Source organism: Kribbella sp. CA-293567 (genome assembly GCF_027627575.1).
In the GTDB taxonomy this organism is placed as follows: Bacteria; Actinomycetota; Actinomycetes; order Propionibacteriales; family Kribbellaceae; genus Kribbella.
The window spans coordinates 4,845,955-4,863,040 of sequence record NZ_CP114065.1; the positions used below are offsets into that span (position 1 = coordinate 4,845,955).

General features: G+C 69.1%; 14 protein-coding genes. 9 read left to right on the forward strand and 5 right to left on the reverse strand.

Features of this window, described 5'->3' with window-relative positions; genetic code table 11:
• Positions 1-94: 94 nt before the first annotated feature.
• The 5 genes from OX958_RS22175 to pulA all read left to right on the forward strand — a co-directional run bounded on the left by OX958_RS22175 (position 95) and on the right by pulA (position 8,557).
• A complete protein-coding gene (locus tag OX958_RS22175; protein WP_270131083.1) occupies positions 95-1,222 on the forward strand; it encodes a cysteine desulfurase family protein in 1,128 nt (375 codons plus the stop codon).
• Positions 1,219-1,425 carry a sulfurtransferase TusA family protein gene (locus tag OX958_RS22180; protein ID WP_270131085.1) on the forward strand — a complete coding sequence of 69 codons (207 nt, stop codon included), beginning with the start codon at positions 1,219-1,221 and terminating at the stop codon, positions 1,423-1,425. The genes OX958_RS22175 and OX958_RS22180 overlap by 4 nt, the downstream gene beginning before the upstream one ends.
• Positions 1,426-1,468: 43 nt before the next feature.
• The gene (locus OX958_RS22185; RefSeq protein WP_270131086.1) at positions 1,469-2,029 is read left to right on the forward strand and encodes a GNAT family N-acetyltransferase; all 561 of its coding nucleotides are present in this window, start codon (positions 1,469-1,471) and stop codon (positions 2,027-2,029) included.
• On the forward strand, positions 2,026-2,754 hold the full coding sequence (locus OX958_RS22190; protein WP_270131087.1) for an SIR2 family NAD-dependent protein deacylase: 729 nt from the start codon (positions 2,026-2,028) through the stop codon (positions 2,752-2,754). The genes OX958_RS22185 and OX958_RS22190 overlap by 4 nt, the downstream gene beginning before the upstream one ends.
• A 121-nt stretch (positions 2,755-2,875) precedes the next feature.
• Positions 2,876-8,557: a pullulanase-type alpha-1,6-glucosidase gene (gene pulA / locus OX958_RS22195; protein ID WP_270139128.1), complete on the forward strand. Its 5,682-nt coding sequence runs from the start codon at positions 2,876-2,878 to the stop codon at positions 8,555-8,557.
• Positions 8,558-8,561: 4 nt separating this feature from the next.
• Here pulA and OX958_RS22200 read toward each other — a convergent pair whose 3' ends face one another.
• The gene (locus OX958_RS22200) at positions 8,562-9,452 is read right to left on the reverse strand and encodes a diacylglycerol/lipid kinase family protein (protein ID WP_270131089.1); all 891 of its coding nucleotides are present in this window, start codon (positions 9,450-9,452) and stop codon (positions 8,562-8,564) included.
• A 38-nt stretch (positions 9,453-9,490) separates the two neighbouring features.
• Between OX958_RS22200 and OX958_RS22205 the strand changes: the two genes are divergently transcribed.
• Entirely contained in the window at positions 9,491-10,885 is a 1,395-nt protein-coding gene (locus OX958_RS22205; RefSeq protein ID WP_270131090.1) for a serine hydrolase domain-containing protein, read from the forward strand.
• A 102-nt stretch (positions 10,886-10,987) separates the two neighbouring features.
• Here the strand turns inward: OX958_RS22205 and OX958_RS22210 are convergent, their stop codons facing one another.
• From OX958_RS22210 to OX958_RS22220, 3 genes are all read right to left on the reverse strand, one after another.
• A complete protein-coding gene (locus tag OX958_RS22210) occupies positions 10,988-11,470 on the reverse strand; it encodes a VOC family protein (RefSeq protein WP_270131091.1) in 483 nt (160 codons plus the stop codon).
• A gap of 134 nt (positions 11,471-11,604) precedes the next feature.
• Positions 11,605-11,982, reverse strand: a complete 378-nt coding sequence (locus tag OX958_RS22215; protein WP_270131092.1) for a HesB/IscA family protein — start codon at positions 11,980-11,982, stop codon at positions 11,605-11,607.
• Positions 11,983-12,222: 240 nt separating this feature from the next.
• Positions 12,223-13,317 (reverse strand): glycerate kinase family protein, encoded by a 1,095-nt coding sequence (locus OX958_RS22220; RefSeq protein WP_270131093.1) that lies wholly within the window; start codon positions 13,315-13,317, stop codon positions 12,223-12,225.
• Positions 13,318-13,425: 108 nt separating this feature from the next.
• On the opposite strand from OX958_RS22220, the gene nfi reads away from it, so the two are divergent.
• Both nfi and OX958_RS22230 read left to right on the forward strand, forming a co-directional pair.
• Positions 13,426-14,094: a deoxyribonuclease V gene (gene nfi / locus OX958_RS22225; RefSeq protein ID WP_270131094.1), complete on the forward strand. Its 669-nt coding sequence runs from the start codon at positions 13,426-13,428 to the stop codon at positions 14,092-14,094.
• Positions 14,087-14,578: an NUDIX domain-containing protein gene (locus OX958_RS22230; RefSeq protein WP_270131095.1), complete on the forward strand. Its 492-nt coding sequence runs from the start codon at positions 14,087-14,089 to the stop codon at positions 14,576-14,578. The genes nfi and OX958_RS22230 overlap by 8 nt, the downstream gene beginning before the upstream one ends.
• On the opposite strand, the gene OX958_RS22235 is transcribed toward OX958_RS22230, so the two are convergent.
• On the reverse strand, positions 14,562-15,770 hold the full coding sequence (locus OX958_RS22235; protein ID WP_270131096.1) for an NAD(P)/FAD-dependent oxidoreductase: 1,209 nt from the start codon (positions 15,768-15,770) through the stop codon (positions 14,562-14,564). The two genes, OX958_RS22230 and OX958_RS22235, sit on opposite strands and share 17 nt — an antisense overlap.
• Before the next feature lie 105 nt (positions 15,771-15,875).
• On the opposite strand from OX958_RS22235, the gene nadA reads away from it, so the two are divergent.
• Positions 15,876-17,066 (forward strand): quinolinate synthase NadA, encoded by a 1,191-nt coding sequence (gene nadA, locus OX958_RS22240; RefSeq protein WP_270131097.1) that lies wholly within the window; start codon positions 15,876-15,878, stop codon positions 17,064-17,066.
• The last annotated feature ends 20 nt before the right edge of the window (positions 17,067-17,086 follow it).

Here is a 17,086-nt window from a genome sequence, read left to right on the forward strand (position 1 = left end):
GGGGCGCCTTTCCCTTCCCAGGTGAGACTGACGACAGAACCCTACTGGACACCTCTTACAGTTCTGCGCATAGGTAGGGCTTAGCGTTTCCGTTGTGACCAACCGTGCATACCTCGACGCCGCGACGGCGGAACCGCTGCATCCCGCGGCGAGGGAGGTGTTGCTGTCCGCGCTGGATTCCGGGTGGGCCGATCCGGCGCGCCTGCACCACGAGGGACGGACCGCCGGCGTGCTGCTCGACAACGCTCGCGCGGTGCTGGCCGAGGGCCTCGGAGTACGGCCGGACGAGCTGTTCCTGACGACCTCCGGGACGGCCGCGATCCACTCCGGGTTGCTCGCTGTGACGGCGGCTCGGCGCCGGGTCGGCGACGTGGTCGTGCACTCCGCCGTGGAGCACTCCGCCGTGCTTCACGCGGCAGCAACAGCCGGTACTGCGGACGAAGTCGCCGTCGACCAGCACGGACGAGTCGACCTGGACGCCTTCGCCGACCGCGTACGGCGGCCCGGGGTGGCAGTCGCCGCCCTCCAGTCGGCCAATCACGAGGTCGCCACCCGGCAGCCGATCAGCGAACTGGCCGAGATCTGCGCCGCTGCCCAGGTCCCCCTGTTCGTCGATGCGGCAGCCTCGGTCAGCCACGACGCGGTACCGGCCGGCTGGTCGGCGTTGACGGCCAGCGCACACAAGTGGGGTGGTCCGGCAGGCGTCGGGCTGCTCGCCGTACGGAAGGGCACACGGCTGGCTCCGGCCTGGCCGGTCGACGAGCGGGAGGACGGCCTCTCCCCCGGCCATCCGAACGTCCCCTCGGTCCTGGCGGCCGCCGCCGCGCTGCAGGCCCGTCTCCTCGAAGCGGACGAGCTCAACAAGCAGCACCGGACCTGGATCGACGAACTCCGCCACCGAGTCGCCACCGACATCGCGGACGTCGAGGTGGTCGGCGATCCGGACGACCGGCTCCCGCACGTCCTCACCTTCTCCTGCCTGTACGTCGACGGCGAGGCCCTGGTGACCGCCCTGGACGCCGCGGGCTTCTCGGTCTCCAGCGGCTCCGCCTGTACTGCGAGCACCCTGCGCCCGTCACACGTCCTGGCAGCGATGGGTGTCCTGACCCACGGCAACGTGCGCGTCTCGCTCGGCCGCACGACCAGCCACGACGAAGTGGACCGCTTCGCCACCGTCCTGCCCGGAATCGTCCGGCGCATCCGGCAGGAAGTGGGGATGTGACGCTCGACTGCCGCGGCATGCTGTGCCCGCTCCCGGTGATCAAGCTCGCGCAGGCGTTCCCCCGCCTCGCGGTCGGCGACACCATCACCGTCCTCGCCGACGATCCGGCCGCCGCCACCGACATCCCCGCCTGGTGCCGCATGCGCTCGCAGGAACTCGTCTCCGCCGACGACGGCCAGTACGTCGTACGCCGCCTCAGCTAAAACCACTGGCCGCCCGATGGCCCTCACGGCCAGACTTCGGCGCGTGACTGACTTCGCGCACAAACCGACGCTGCTCGGCGACCTGGTGGAGCTGCGGCCGATCACCGAGGACGACTACCCCGCCCTGCAGGTCGCGATGGACGACCCCGACGTGGCGCGGTTCACCGGGAGCCGCGGGGCGATCGGCGAGGAAGCGGCCCGGAAGTGGTACCGCACCCGGGGCGAGCAGACGGACCGGCTGGACCTGGCGATCGTCGACCGCTCGACCCGCGAGGTCGTGGGTGAGGCGGTGCTGAACGAGTGGAGCCCGGAGGACGAGAGCTGCAACTTCCGGATCCTGATCGGGCCGGCCGGCCAGGGGCGCGGCCTCGGCACCGAAGCGACCCGGCTGATCGTCGGCTACGGGATCGAGAAGCTCGGCCTGCACCGGATCGAGCTGGGCGTCTACGCGTTCAATCCGAGAGCACAGCGCGCGTACGAGAAGGCCGGCTTCGTCACCGAGGGCATCCGCCGGGACGCCCTGCGCTGGGACGGCGAGTGGGTCGACGAGATCGTGATGTCGGTACTGGCCTCCGACTGGGACGCGCTACGTTCGGAAGCGTGACCGACCTAGTCCGCAAGGCCCAGCAGCTCGCCGTCCTGACCGGTGCCGGCATCTCCACCGCCTCCGGCATCCCGGACTTCCGCGGTCCGCAGGGCGTCTGGACGAAGAACCCGGCCGCGCAGGCGATGTTCGACATCGACGAGTACGTCGCCTCGGCGGCCGTCCGCGCCGAGGCGTGGAAGTTCCGCCTGGCCGGAGCCGCCTGGGACGCCGAGCCCAACGCCGGCCATCGGGCCCTCGTCGAGCTCGAGCGTCAGGGGCGGCTGACCGGCCTGATCACTCAGAACGTCGACGGCCTGCACCAGAAGGCGGGCTCCTCCCCCGCGCTCGTCCACGAACTGCACGGCACGGTCTGGTTCGTCGACTGTCTCAGCTGCGGCCGCCGGATCCCCATGACGGAGGTGACGCCCAGGCTCGCGGCGGGCGACGAGGACCCGGCCTGCGAGATCTGCGGCGGCATCCTCAAGTCGGCCACCGTCTCCTTCGGACAATCACTCGACCAGCAGGTCCTGGACGCCGCCACGGCCGCCACCCAGCAGGCCGACCTCTTCCTGGCGATCGGTACCTCCCTCCAGGTGTACCCGGCGGCCGGCCTCTGCGATCTGGCCCTTCGAGCCGGTGTCCCGCTCGTCATCCTCAACGCCGAGCCCACCCCGTACGACGAGGAAGCCGCCGAGCTGATCAACGCTCCGATCGAGCAGGTGCTGCCCACGCTCGTCACCTGACCGCGACCTTCGAGGTCTTCCCCCGGTCCGAGTCCCGAGTTAGCGTCCCCGGCAGGTCGAAGTGGCGTGGGAGGGGACCGGAATGCGTGGATTCAGGCGATGGACCGCAGGCTTGACGGCAGTGGCGGTGGTCACGCTGGGACTGGGAACAGCGTCGGCGGCGACGGCGGACCGAGCAGCACAGACCCTGGCCGGACAGGCCGCCGCCGAGCGGGTGATCACGGTCGCCGGTTCGCTGCAGAGCGAGCTGGGCTGCCCGGGTGACTGGGATCCGGGTTGTGCCGCGACCAGTCTGGGCGCGGCCGCGCCGTACACGAAGGTCTTCGAGGTGCCCGCGGGCAGCTACGAGTTCAAGGTGGCGGTGAACGGCGGCTGGGACGAGAACTACGGCGCCGGTGGGGTGCTCAACGGCCCGAACATCCCGTTGCGGCTCGAGGGACCGGCCAGAGTCCGGTTCAGCTACGACGACACGACCCACGTGGTCTCGATGAAGCCGGTCGTCCTGGCGGGCCCGTCCGTGACTCCGGCCGACCGGCAGTTCGCCTCGCCGAGCCTGCGGCAGAGCCTGACCAAGGAACGGTTCTACTTCCTGATGGCCGACCGGTTCGCCAACGGCAACCGGGCCAACGACGCCGGCGGCCTGACCGGCGACCGGCTGGCCACCGGCCTCGATCCGGCCGACAAGGGCTTCTACCACGGTGGCGACCTGGCCGGGGTGATGCAGAAGCTCGACTACATCAAGTCCCTCGGTACGACGTCCATCTGGCTGACGCCGTCGTTCAAGAACCGGCCGGTCCAGGGCGAGGGCGTCAACGCCAGCTCCGGCTACCACGGCTACTGGATCACCGACTTCACCCAGATCGATCCGCACCTGGGCACCAACGCGGAGATGAAGCAGCTGATCACGCTGGCGCACCGGAAGGGGATGAAGGTCTTCTTCGACATCATCACCAACCACACCGCCGACGTGATCGCCTACCAGTCCGGCCAGTACGGCTACGTGCCGAAGTCCACCTCGCCGTACAAGGATGCCCAGGGCAACGTCTTCGACGACAAGCAGTACGCCGCCGGCACCACCTTCCCGCCGCTGGACCCGCGGACGTCCTTCCCGAACGTGCCGGTCTTCAAGAACCCGGCCGACGCGGAAGTGAAGGTACCGGCCTGGCTGAACGATCCCACGCTCTACCACAACCGCGGCGACTCGACCTTCGCCGGTGAGTCCTCGGAGTACGGCGACTTCATCGGGCTGGATGACCTGTTCACCGAGCAGCCGAAGGTCCGCGACGGGCTGACCGACATCTACCGGACCTGGGCCGAGTTCGGTATCGACGGCTTCCGGATCGACACCGTCAAGCACGTCAACCTCGAGTTCTGGCAGAAGTTCTCGCCGGCCGTGCTGGCCGCCGCGAAGGCCAAGGGCACCAAGGACTTCTTCATGTTCGGCGAGGTCGCCGACGCCGACCCGAAGTTCATGTCGACCTACACCACCAGCGGCGCTCTGCAGGCGACGCTCGACTTCGGGTTCCAGCAGAGCGCGGTCTCCTTCGCGAAGGGCGACGCCACCACCAAACTGCGCGATCTGTACGCGGGAGACGACTACTACACCGACGCCGACTCGAACGCGTACCAGCTGCCGACCTTCCTCGGTAACCACGACATGGGCCGGGTCGGCACGTTCCTCAAGCAGGACGGGGCCAACGGCTCCGAACTGCTCGCCAGGGACAAGCTGGCACACTCGCTGATGTTCCTGACCCGGGGCCAGCCGGTGGTCTACTACGGCGACGAGCAGGGCTTCACCGGACCGGGTGGCGACAAGGACGCGCGGCAGGACATGTTCGCGACCAAGACCCCCGACTACATGGACGACGAGGTCGTCGACGGCACCGGGACGACGACGATCGGCAGCAAGGACCGCTTCGACACCAACGCGCCGATGTACAAGCACATCGCGGCGCTGCAGAAGCTGCGGGCGCAGTACCCGGCACTGGCCGACGGCACCCAGGTGCACCGCTACGCCTCCAACGCGGGCGGGCTGTATGCCTTCAGCCGTTACGGGAAGGACAACACCGAGTACGTCGTGGTCGCCAACAACGCTACGACGGCTAAGTCGGCGACAGTGCCGACGTACATGAAGAACAGCCGCTTCAAGCCGATCTACGGCGGCAGCGGGCAGCTCAAGACCGACCGCGAGGGACGGGTGGTCGTCACGGCCGCGCCGCTGTCCGTGACGGTCTACAAGGCGACCGACACGCTCCCCCGTCGCCGCAGCGCTCCCCCGGTCTACCTGAGCTCTCCGGAGCCGGGCGCCGCCGTCGGTGGACGGGCAGAGATCGCCGCGGCCGTCCCGGAGAACACCCCGGTCACGGTGACCTTCGGCTACCGCCCGGTCGGTACGACGGCCTGGCAGCGGCTCGGGTCGGACGACAACGCGCCGTACCGGGTGTTCCACGACGTGAGCGGTCTGCCGAAGGGGACGCTGCTCGAGTACCGCGCGGTACTGAAGGATGCTTCTGGCAACTATTCCGTCTCCGGGTCCTACGGGATCGTCGGCGACGCACCGCCGCCGAGTGGTGGCGGCGGTGGCGGCACCGGCCCGGTGGTGCAGCCGGAGAACGTGTCGGTCCCCGGCGACCACAACAGCGAGATGGGCTGCCCGGCGGACTGGTCGCCGGACTGTGGTCAGGCGCAGCTGACGCTGGACCCGAAGGACAAGGTCTGGAAGGGCACCTACCCGATCCCGGCCGGTGAGCACGCCTACAAGGCCGCGCTGAACAAGACCTGGGACACGAACTACGGGGCCGGTGGCGCGCTGAACGGCGCCAACATCTCCTACACCGCTCCGGCCACTCCGACGACCTTCTACTACGAGCACGGCCGGCACTTCGTCACCTCCAGTGCCGAGGGACCGATCATCACCGTGCCCGGGTCGTTCCAGTCGGAGCTCGGGTGTCCTGGAGACTGGGACCCGGCCTGTATGCGGCCGTGGCTGACCGATGAGAACGGCGACGGGACCTACACCTGGTCCACCACCGAACTGGGAGCGGGGAGTTATGAGGCGAAGGTCGCGCACAACCTGTCCTTCGACGAGAGCTATCCGGCGAACAACGTGCCGGTCACCGTTCCCGGTGACGGCCTGGTCGTCACGTTCTCGTACGTGCTCGCGACGCACGTGCTCACGGTGACGACGTCCAAGCCCGGCTCGCAGCCGGATCTCAAGCAGGCCAAGGCGTACTGGCTCGGCAAGGACCTGCTCGCGGTACCGGCGGTCGCGCATCCCGAGCGGTCGCGCTGGCGGCTGCACTGGTCGGCGACCGGTTCGCTCGCGGTGGACGCCGAGGACATCGGCGGTACGTCGGCCGGGTTGCGGGTGGATCCGAAGGGCATTCCCCCTCGCGTGCTGGCCAAGTTCCCGGCATTGGCGGGCTATGTGGCGCTGAGGCTGGACCACGGCGACGCCAGGAAGATCCTGACCGGGCAGCTCGGGCTGGCGCAGTACGACGATGCCGGGCGGTTGCTCGACGCCACCGGTGTGCAGATTCCGGGCGTCCTCGACGACCTGTACGGCGCGGCCGCGAACCGCTCGTACGGCGTGACCTGGCGGGGCGGGTCGCCCCGGTTCACGCTCTGGGCGCCGACCGCGCAGAACGTGACGCTGCTGCTCGGTTCGCAGCGGGTCCCGATGCAGCGCAACAACGACGGTTCCTGGTCGGCGGACGGCCGGCGGAGCTGGGAGAACGCGCTCTACCGGTTCGAGGTGAAGGTGTTCGCCCCGAGCACCGGGAAGGTGGAGACGAACGTCGTCACCGATCCGTACTCGCTGGCGCTCGCCACCGATTCGGCGTACTCGGTGGCGGTGAATCTCGAGGCCGCCGCCGGCAAGCCCGCGGTGTGGGCGAAGACGCCGTCACCCAAGCTGGCTCGGGCGGTCGACTCGACGATCTACGAGCTGCACGTGCGGGACTTCTCGATCAACGACAGCTCGGTACCGGCGGCGCACCGCGGCACCTACCTCGCCTTCGCCGACGAGGGCAACGGGACGAAGCACCTGCGATCGCTCGCGCAGGCGGGGCTGAACACGGTGCACCTGCTGCCGACGTTCGACATCGCCTCCATCCCCGAGACCGGTCAGCAGCAGCCCGCCTGTGAGCTCAGGTCGTTCCCGGCGGACTCGGAGCAGCAGCAGGCCTGCGTCTCCGCTGTCGCCGCGAAGGACGGGTTCAACTGGGGCTACGACCCGTACCACTGGCTCGCGCCGGAAGGGTCGTACGCGACAGCCAAGGACGGGCTGGCGCGGGTCGCCGAGTTCCGCACGATGGTCGGCGGGCTGCACAGGTCCGGGCTCCGGGTGGTGCTGGACCAGGTCTACAACCACACGCCCGCGGCCGGCCAGGCGCCGACGTCGGTGCTGGACAAGGTGGTGCCCGGCTACTACCAGCGGCTGAACAAGACCGGCGGCGTGGAGACGTCGACCTGTTGCAGCAACATCGCCACCGAGCACGCGATGGCCGAGAAGATCATGATCGACAGCACGGTCTCGTGGGCCCGGAACTACCGGGTCGACGGCTTCCGCTTCGACCTGATGGGTCATCACAGCAGGACGAACATGCTCAAGGTCCGCGCCGCGCTCGACCGGCTGACCCTGGCCAGGGACGGCGTGGACGGCAAGAAGGTCTACCTGTACGGCGAAGGCTGGAACTTCGGCGAGGTCGCCGGCAACGCCCTGTTCGTGCAGGCGACCCAGGGCAACCTGGGCGGCACCGGGATCGGCACCTTCTCCGACCGGATGCGGGACGCGGTGCGTGGTGGTGGACCGTTCGACGAGGACCCGCGCGTCCAGGGCTTCGGCTCCGGCGCCGCGAGCGACCCGAACGGTGCCCCGATCAACGGAACGCCCGCCGAGCAGGCGAAGCGGCTCGCGCACGACACCGACCTGGTCCAGCTGGGGCTGGCCGGCAACCTCCGGTCGTTCACCTTCAGATCGGCCGACGGCGGCGCCGTCGTCCGGGGTGACGGGGTGGACTACAACGGCTCCCCCGCCGGGTACGCCGATCAACCGGTCGAGGTGATCAGCTATGTCGATGCCCATGACAACGAGACGTTGTGGGACTCGCTGACCTACAAGCTGCCCGCGACGCTGCCGATGGCCGACCGGGTCCGGATGAACACGTTGTCGCTGGCGACCACCGCGCTGGCCCAGACCCCGTCGTTCTGGCACGCGGGCTCCGACCTGCTGCGCAGCAAGTCGCTGGACCGGAACTCCTACGACTCGGGCGACTGGTTCAACACCCTCGACTGGACGGGCGCCGACAACGGCTTCGGTCACGGTCTGCCACCCAAGGCCGACAACGAGGCGAAGTGGCCGTTCATGAAGCCGCTGCTGGCCAACCCGGCGCTCAAGCCGTCACAAGCCGACGTACGGACCGCCGGCGCCGCCGCGGCCGATCTCCTGAAGCTTCGTTTCTCGACACCGCTGTTCCGGCTGGGCACGGCAGACCTGATCAAGCAGAAGCTGTCCTACCCCCTCAGCGGCACTCCGGCAGCCAAGCCAGGCGTCGTCGTACTGCGAATCGACGACACCATCGGCCCGGACGTCGACCCGAAACTCAAGGGTCTGGTGGTGGTCCTCAACACCACCGACTCCCCCGCCACCCAGCAGATCCCCGGCCTGACCGGCGCCAACCTGTCCCTCTCACCCGTCCAGGCAGCCGGCTCGGATCCGGTGGTGAAACAGACCACCTGGACGGCAGCAACCGGTACTGCCACCGTCCCCGCCCGCACGGTGGCGGTACTGCTGCAGAACTGAGCTGTCAGGGGATGCGGACCAGGAGGGCTTCGGGGTCCACGGTCGCGGTGAGGATGCGGCCGGTGGAGATCTCGTCGCCGTCGAGCTGACGGCGGACGGCGGTGGCGGCCTTCACCTGAATGGTCTGGCCGGTGAAGCGCTCGATGTGCCGGCCTTCCTGCATCCGTTTGAGGACGAGGCTCAGGGCGAGGCGGGGCCAGTGGCTGACCCGGCGGGGGGCGAGGACGACCAGGTCGATCTTGCCGTCGTCGGGTTTCGCGTCCGGCAGCAACGGGATGTTCGCCTGCAGGGTGCCGACGTTGCCGATCACCACCGTCCGCGCGCGCCGGCGGACCGGTGCCGCGCCGTCGATGATGATCTCCACCCGGACGAACGGGTGGTTCAGGTTCTTCAGCGTCGAGACCACGTACGCCGCCCAGCCGACGTGCTTCTTCAGTCCGTCGGGGGCGTCGGCGATGATCGCGGCGTCCAGCCCGAAGCCGGCCATCACCACGAACCGGTCGGTGTCGAGTTCGTCGCCCTTGACCTCGACGCTGTCGATCCGCTGCTCCGTGCCGTCCAGCAACTCGTCGAGGGCGACCTCCAGATCCAGCGAGATGCCGAGGTTGCGGGCCAGCAGGTTGCCGGTACCGGCCGGCAGCACCGCCACCGGGATGCCGGTCCGGGCCATCTCGGCGCAGACCACCCGCACGGTGCCGTCACCGCCGGCCACCATCACCAGCTCCACCGTCTCGTCGATCGCCCGCTTGGCCATCGTCGTACCGGCGTCGTCCTCGGTCGTCTCCAGCCACAACGTGTCGGTGAAACCACGCTTGGTCAGGGCGGCGTCGACCGTGTCGCGAAAATCCTCGGGAACCTTGATCGGGTTCATGATCACGGCGGCGCGTGAGATCACAGTTTTTCTTGTCCGTTCGAGAAGATAGCGTGCTCGGAGTGAGCAGCCTTCCACGGAGTACCCCAGAATCCCAGGGCCTATCCACCGGCGCGCTGGACGCCTTCGTGGCGGCGCTCGACGCGTCGGACCAGGAGATCCAGACCCTCAGCCTGGTCCGGCACGGTCACGTCGTGCTGGCCGAGCAGTGGGCGCCGTACCGGTGGCAGGATCCGCACCTGCTGTTCTCGGTGTCGAAGAGCTTCACCTCGATGGCGATCGGGCTGCTGGTCGACGCCGGGCGGCTGTCGGTCGGCGACCAGGTGATCTCGTTCTTCGGCGCCGACGAGCTGCCGGAGCAGATCAGCGCCAACCTCGCCGCGATGCAGCTCCGGCACCTGCTGACGATGACGACCGGTCATGCCCAGGACACCGTCGAGGCGCTGAACCGGGATCACCGGATGATCCGGATCTTCCTCGGCCTCGAGGTGCAGCACGAGCCGGGCACGCACTTCGTCTACAACAGCGGCGCGACGTACCTGCTGTCGGTGATCGTGCAGCGGGTGAGCGGCGAGAAGCTGCTCGACTTCCTGCGCCCGCGGCTGTTCGAGCCGCTCGGCGCCCACGAGGCGATCTGGGCCGAGTCGAAGGAGGGCTACAACACCGGCGGCTGGGGGCTCAGTCTGAACACCGAGTCGCTCACCAACTTCAGCCAGCTGCTGCTCCGACGTGGCGTCTGGGAGGGCCGGCAGTTGCTGCCCGCCGCATGGATCGACGAGGCGACGAAGAAGCAGGTCGACAACTCCGTCGAGACCAATCCCGACTGGCGGCAGGGTTACGGGTACCAGTTCTGGCGCGCCCGGCACAACGCGTACCGCGGCGACGGCGCCTTCGGCCAGTACTGCCTGGTGTTCCCCGACCACGACGCGACGCTCGTCATCACCAGCTCCTCGCCCGACATGCAGGCCGTGATGGACCTCGTCTGGGAGCACCTGCTGCCTGCCTTCGAGGGCGGTGCCGGCGACGGCACACCTCGGCCGGAGGTGCTCGAGCTGCTGCCACCGACAGGCGCCGACCCGGTCGGCAACGGACGGACCTACGAGTTCGAGCCCAACCACACCGGCGTCACCTCGATCACCCTGGCGGAGGACGGCTCGGTCACGCTGGCTTTCCAGGCCTCCACTCAAGCCGAGTACCTGACCGTCACCGAAGGCGCGATGGAGCTCGTCTGCCGGCCCGGCGACTGGCAGGAAACCTTGGACACCTTGCAGGAACCGCCCCAGCGCCTGGCCACCAGTGTCCACGGCGACGGCGAGACCGCCGTGGTGACCATTCGCTACCTCGAGACTCCCTTCGTGGTCACCCTGCGCTGCCGTCCCGACGGTGACCGCCTCGTCGTGGAAGTCCGGTTCAACGTCGGCTTCGGTCCCCTGCAGTCGACGCTCACCTCGAAGTGAGGTGAGCTTGTCGCGGTGATCACTGCTGCCGGGCAGGCTGTCCTCGATCGGGTCGACGAGTTGGTCGTCGCGGCGACGGCGTACGTGCTGACCGCCTTGCGTCTACTCGGCTGAGAAGAAGTCGGCGCTCTGGACGTAGTCGAGCGCCTTGACGAACTCGGGGTCGGCGTACCGCGCGGCCAGCTCGTCCTCGGTCAGGTCCTCGATCCTGGTCATGATCCAGTAGAGGTTGCCGAAGGGATCGCGCACCCGGCCGATCAGGTCACCCCACGGCACATGGGTGACCTCGGTGACCGAGGTGCCGCCGGCCTCGATGGCCTGCCGGTACGTCGCGTGCGCGTCCTCGACGTACAGCCGCAGGAAGGCCGGCGTCGACGGCCAGCCGGGGCGGGCGTCGAACATCATCAGCTTGGCGTCCCCGAGCTGCATCTCGGCGTGCCCGATCACGCCGTTCTCGTCGGCGACGCGGAACAGCTCCTGGGCACCGAAGGCGCGGGTGAGGTAGTCCAGCAGCGCATCGGTGTCCGGCGAGATCAACCACGGCGTGACGGTGGTGTAGCCCTCGGGAATCGCCTTGACGGTCATGGTGCTCCTCCTGCGTTGCCGGGTGATGAGCGCAACGCTAGGCGGAGTAGCGGTCAGTTTCTGTCCTCCACCGGAGGAGCCGCGGACATGACGAAGCCCCGCTCACCAACGGGTGAGCGGGGCTTGGCCGTGGCTCAGTTGAACGAGTCGCCGCAGGCGCAGGAGCCGGTCGCGTTCGGGTTGTCGATCGTGAAGCCCTGCTTCTCGATCGTGTCCACGAAGTCGATCGACGCACCCTTGAGGTACGGGGAGCTCATCCGGTCGGTGACGACGCTGACGCCGTCGAAGTCGGTCACCACGTCGCCGTCGAGCTGACGCTCGTCGAAGAACAGCTGGTACCGCAGGCCGGAACACCCGCCCGGCTGTACTGCGACACGCAGGGCCAGGTCGTCGCGACCCTCCTGGTCCAGCAGCGCCTTCACCTTGGCGGCGGCGCCATCGGTCAGCAGGATGCCGCTGCCCGTCGTGGTGCCCTCCGCAGTCTGCACTGCCTCGGTCTGCGCTTCAGTCATTCCTGACTCCAGTCATCTCATAAGCGCCCGGCCGCTTTGGGCAGGCGGCCACGCGCGGAAAGTCCGCTGTCATCCGGGAGCAACGTCGGCTGTTCCCGAACCATTCCCATGGTCGCACACCATTTCAGGGATCAACCACGCACCTCAGAGTGGCGACCGTGGACACCGTCCGGTGACCTTGAACAGGATATTTCCTGTTCAAGGTCGCTACTGGGTGTTCCGGCCCACCAGTGGCACCCGTCAGCGCGCCCAGGTCCTGGCGACCCGCTCGGCGACCGCCGCCAGCGAGCCGTGCGGATCGGCGAACGCCTGCTCCTCACCGACCGCGTCGACCAGCGAGTACGCCGACTCGACCCCCATCGTGCGCATCTCGCGGGCGCCGATCTGGACCTTGCCGGCCAGCACCACGCACGGCCGCATCGCGTCGTTGGCGACCTTCGCCACCCCGGAGATCACCTTGCCGTCGCGGGACTGGAAGTCGAACGCCCCCTCGCCGGTCAGCACCAGGTCGACCTGCTTGGCCTTCGTCTCCAGCCCGGTCAGCTCCGCCACCAGATCGATCCCGGAGACCCGCTCGGCGCCGAGCAGCAGCAGCGCGTACCCGAGGCCTCCGGCGGCCCCCGCACCCTTCTGATCAGCGGTTTTGCGTCCGGCCAGCGCCGCGAAGGTGGTCAGGTAGCCGTCGACGGCGGGCTTGCGCTCGTCGGCGATGCCCTTCTGGGTTCCGAAGATGTTGGTCGCGCCGCGCAGCCCGAGCATCGGGTTCTCGACGTCGCTCGCCGCGACGAACTCGATTCCGGCCAGCCGGGTCCGGGCCGGCTCGAGGTCCACCGCGGTCAGCTCCGCGAGACCCTTGGCCCCCGCCTCGAGGCTGCCGCCCTGCCCGGTCGCCCCGAGCGCCGCCAGCAGTCCGGCGCCGGCGTCGTTGGTGCCGGACCCGCCGAGACCGAGGATGATCCGTTTCGCCCCGGCGTCCACGGCCGCGGCGATCAGCTGGCCGACGCCGTACGTCGACCCGTCCTCGGGCCGCCGGTCGGCCGGCTCGACGAGATGTAGACCACACGCCTGCGCGGTCTCGATGTACGCCGTCTCGCCCGCGACCAGCACGGCAGCCGGAACCTCGACACCCAGCGGCCCCCGCACGGTCGCCGCCAGCAACTTGCCGTCGACAACCGCCGCCAGTACGTCGATGAAGCCCGGGCCGCCGTCGGCCATCGGAGCGACCAGTACTTCGGCCTGCGGATCCCGCCGCCGCCAGCCTTCCTCGATCGCTGCTGCCGCCTCGACGGCGGTCAACGTCCCAGCAAACTTGTCCGGAGCAATCAGCACGCGCATGGGCACATCCTCCCCTACCGCGCGCCGCGTCGGCCGCCCGGCAACCAACCCACGGACAGAGCGGCTCTGCTGGGCCGCCTGCCCGCCCCGGCCAGGTAGCGTCACGCCGTGCACTGGCCGACCACAGCAACCGAGGCGATCGCCGTACAGGACCAACTCCGAGCCCAGGTCGACGCCAACGGGCCAGGACCGTCGCCTGCCGAGACGCGGTACGTCGCCGGCCTGGATGTCGCGTACGACGGAGATGACCTGGCTGCCGCGATCGTGGTCCTCGACAGCTCGTCCCTGGAAGAGGTCGATCGGGCGATCGTGATCGGCCGCACCGCCTTTCCGTACGTCCCCGGCCTCTTCGCCTTTCGCGAGGTGCCGGCGTTGCTCGACGCGCTCGGCAAGCTCAGCATCACTCCGGACCTGCTGGTCTGCGACGGCCAGGGGCTGGCGCACCCGCGCCGCTTCGGCCTCGCCTGTCACCTCGGTGTCCTGACCAGCCTCCCGACCATCGGAATCGCCAAGAACGCCTTCGTCGGCACCTACTCACCACCCGCTGCCGAGCGCGGCGCGTACTCCGACCTGCTGCTGGACGACGAACTCGTGGGGGCCGTCGTCCGCACTCAGCCCAACGTCAAGCCGGTCTTCGTCTCCATCGGCCACCGAGTCGACCTCGCCACCGCGATCGCCCACACCCTGCACCTGACCCCGCAGTACCGGCTCCCGGAAACCACCCGAGCCGCCGACCACGCCTGCCGCGCCGCGCACCAGGAGTTCCTCGATGACTGAGCCCCGCGTCCCCGGCTACCTCCGCCACGAGTACGGCGACCGCATCGCCGCGACTGCCACCCTCCGGCCCGGGGCCACCGCAGCGATCCTCGACGGCGACAAGTTGTTCCTGACCAGGCGCACCGACAACGGCGAGTGGTGCCTGCCGGGTGGCGGGATCGAGCCCGGCGAGCGCCCGGCCGAGACAGCCGAGCGGGAGGTGTTCGAGGAGACCGGCCTGGTCGTGCGGGCGACCGCGCTGCTCGGCGTCTACTCCAATCCTGATCTGGTGCTGGTCGGCCACGACGGGTCCCGGGTGCAGATCGTGGGGATCCTGTTCCGGGCCGAGGTGGTCGGCGGTACCGCGGGGTCGTCGGACGAGGTCACCGAGGTCGGCTGGTTCACTGCCGAGGAGGCGGCTGAGCTGACCATCGTGGCGAACCACCAGTTGCTGCTGCCCACGGCGTACGGGCTGGAAGGGCCGTTCTTCAACCCAGCAGAGTAGCGGCGACCGCGTTGGCGGCGCGGCGGCCGGAGACGAGGGCGCCTTGGATCGAGGCGGTGTCGCGGTGGTCGCCTGCGACGTACAGGTTGTCGCCCAGGGCAACGGGCTGACGGGCGGCCAGCGGCACGGGTTGCTCAGGCAGCGCCTCCGGGATGTCGTGGCGGAGGATCAGCTCCCAGGACCCGGCTGAGCGGCCGTACAGGCGGGTCAGCTGGATCCGCACTTCGGCCTCAGTAGCAGCTGTCGGCCAGAGTGTGGTCGCCTGGATCAGGTGGCGGCCGGGAGGCGCGTACGACGGCGCCACGTTGGAGATGACCGCGGTGTTGAGCACCGGTCCCTTGCGGCGGCCGTCGACGACCAGGAGCTTGTCTGCTCTCGGTGCCTCGTCAGCACTGAACCAGTAGGTGCTCAAACCCTTCATTCGCGGCGCTGACGCGGTGGTGAGCCCAGCTGTCGGGTTGGCCGCCACCACCACGGCCCGGGCGGTCAGCTCCCCGTCAGCGGTCTTGACGGAGCTACCAGTGACCAACTCAGCCCGTACGCCGGTGCGCACCGGCTCGGCGAGACGGCTCGCCAACTGCTGAGGCAGCGCTGCCATGCCGGCGGCCGGGAGGCCCGGCGTACCGAGGAGGAAGGCGCGGAGGAGCAACCGCACGAAAGCGGCTGACGTGGAGCCGTCATCGGAGGCGAGCACACCGGCGAGGAAGGGTTCGAGGATCTCGTGCCGTAGGCGGCCGTCGACACCAGCCTTGTCCAGGGACTCAGCCAGTGTCGTGTCAGTGCCGCCGAGCAGTCGCGGCACCGGACCCAGCGCAGGGGCGGCCCAAGCGGCGAGGCGAGCCAGCTCCAGCGGGCGGACATAGCCGCTGAGGACCGAGCGGCCGATCAGTCCGGGCTCGCGCCGGGGATCGGCCACGGTCGTCGTACCGGCATCTCCTCCGACGGCGACGCCGGCAGCGAACGACTGAAGGTCGAGTGCCGGAAGGTCGACGTACCGGCGGACGGCCGGGTACGACGGGTTGAGCAGCTGGAACCCGTGGTCACAGCGGAAGCCGTCGACCAGATCGGTCCGGACCCGGCCACCTACCTCGTCGGCAGCCTCGAGCACCGTCACCGTGAGGCCCTTGTCCTGCAACCCGAGGGCACAGTTCAGTCCGGCCAGCCCTGCTCCGACCACAATCACGTCAGCCATTCCCCGATGCTTGCACAGCTGCGCACGCTTGTGCTTTCGCGCACAAGATTTCGCATCCTGGGCAGTGACGTAGCTCCTGCTGACCGGGCCCCGGGGCGTGGCACGATGGTTGACGTGACGACCATCGCAGAGGGTTCGAAATCTCTCCCGTTGCTGTTCCTCGGCCGGGACACCGACCCACACTCGGAGCGCGGGGTGGAGTGCCCAGGGGCACTGCCACCGGCCTCCGACCCCCATCTCGTCGAGCGGGCCCTGAAGGCCAAGGCCGCCCTCGGCGACCAGGTGTTCGTGCTCGGCCACCACTACCAGCGCGACGAGGTGATCCAGTTCGCCGATGTCACCGGTGACTCGTTCAAGCTGGCCCGCGACGCGGCCAACCGGCCGGACGCGCCGTACATCGTGTTCTGTGGCGTGCACTTCATGGCCGAGTCCGCCGACATCCTGACCAACGAGAACCAGACGGTGATCCTGCCCGATCTCGCGGCCGGCTGCTCGATGGCCGACATGGCCCGGATCCAGCAGGTCGAGGCCGCCTGGGACGCGCTGGCCGACGCCGGCATCGCCGACGTCACCGTGCCGGTCACCTACATGAACTCCAGCGCCGACATCAAGGCGTTCTGCGGCCGCAACGGCGGCGCGGTCTGTACGTCGAGCAACGCCGACGTCGCGCTCGACTGGGCCTTCCAGCAGGGCGAGAAGGTGCTCTTCCTGCCCGACCAGCACCTCGGCCGCAACACCGCCGTCCAGAAGATGGGCATCAGCCTCGACGAGTGCGTCGTCTACGACCCGCACAAGCCGGGCGGTGGCCTGACGGCCGACCAGCTCGCCAAGGCCAAGATGATCCTGTGGCGCGGCCACTGCTCGGTGCACGGCCGCTTCACCACCGCCGCCGTGGACGACGTCCGCAGCCGCGTCCCCGGGGTCAACGTCATCGTGCACCCCGAGTGCCAGCACGAGGTGGTCCTGAAGGCCGACCTGGTCGGCTCCACGGAGTACATCATCGAGACCATCGCCAAGGCCGAGCCCGGCACCTCCTGGGCGGTCGGCACCGAGCTGAACCTGGTCCAGCGCCTGGCGAAGCAGCACACCGACAAGAACATCGTCTTCCTGGACAAGACCGTCTGCTACTGCGCCACCATGAACCGGATCGACCTGCCGCACTTCGTCTGGGCGCTGGAGAACCTGGTCGCCGGCCACGTGGTGAACCCGATCAAGGTAGACCCCGACACCGAGAAGTACGCCAAGATCGCGCTCGACCGAATGCTCGCCCTACCCGGCAAAACCGCCAAGGACTGACCAACTCCGGCGACCTTGCA

What these genes read in the sequence shown, in the direction of transcription:
- OX958_RS22210 (WP_270131091.1), bottom strand. Translation starts at nt 11,470, where the DNA reads ATGACCGTCAAGGCGATTCCCGAGGGCTACACCACCGTCACGCCGTGG.
- OX958_RS22235 (WP_270131096.1), bottom strand. Translation starts at nt 15,770, where the DNA reads ATGGCTGACGTGATTGTGGTCGGAGCAGGGCTGGCCGGACTGAACTGT.
- OX958_RS22230 (WP_270131095.1), top strand. Translation starts at nt 14,087, where the DNA reads ATGACTGAGCCCCGCGTCCCCGGCTACCTCCGCCACGAGTACGGCGAC.
- OX958_RS22220 (WP_270131093.1), bottom strand. Translation starts at nt 13,317, where the DNA reads ATGCGCGTGCTGATTGCTCCGGACAAGTTTGCTGGGACGTTGACCGCC.
- nadA (WP_270131097.1), top strand. Translation starts at nt 15,876, where the DNA reads ATGGTTGACGTGACGACCATCGCAGAGGGTTCGAAATCTCTCCCGTTG.
- OX958_RS22215 (WP_270131092.1), bottom strand. Translation starts at nt 11,982, where the DNA reads ATGACTGAAGCGCAGACCGAGGCAGTGCAGACTGCGGAGGGCACCACG.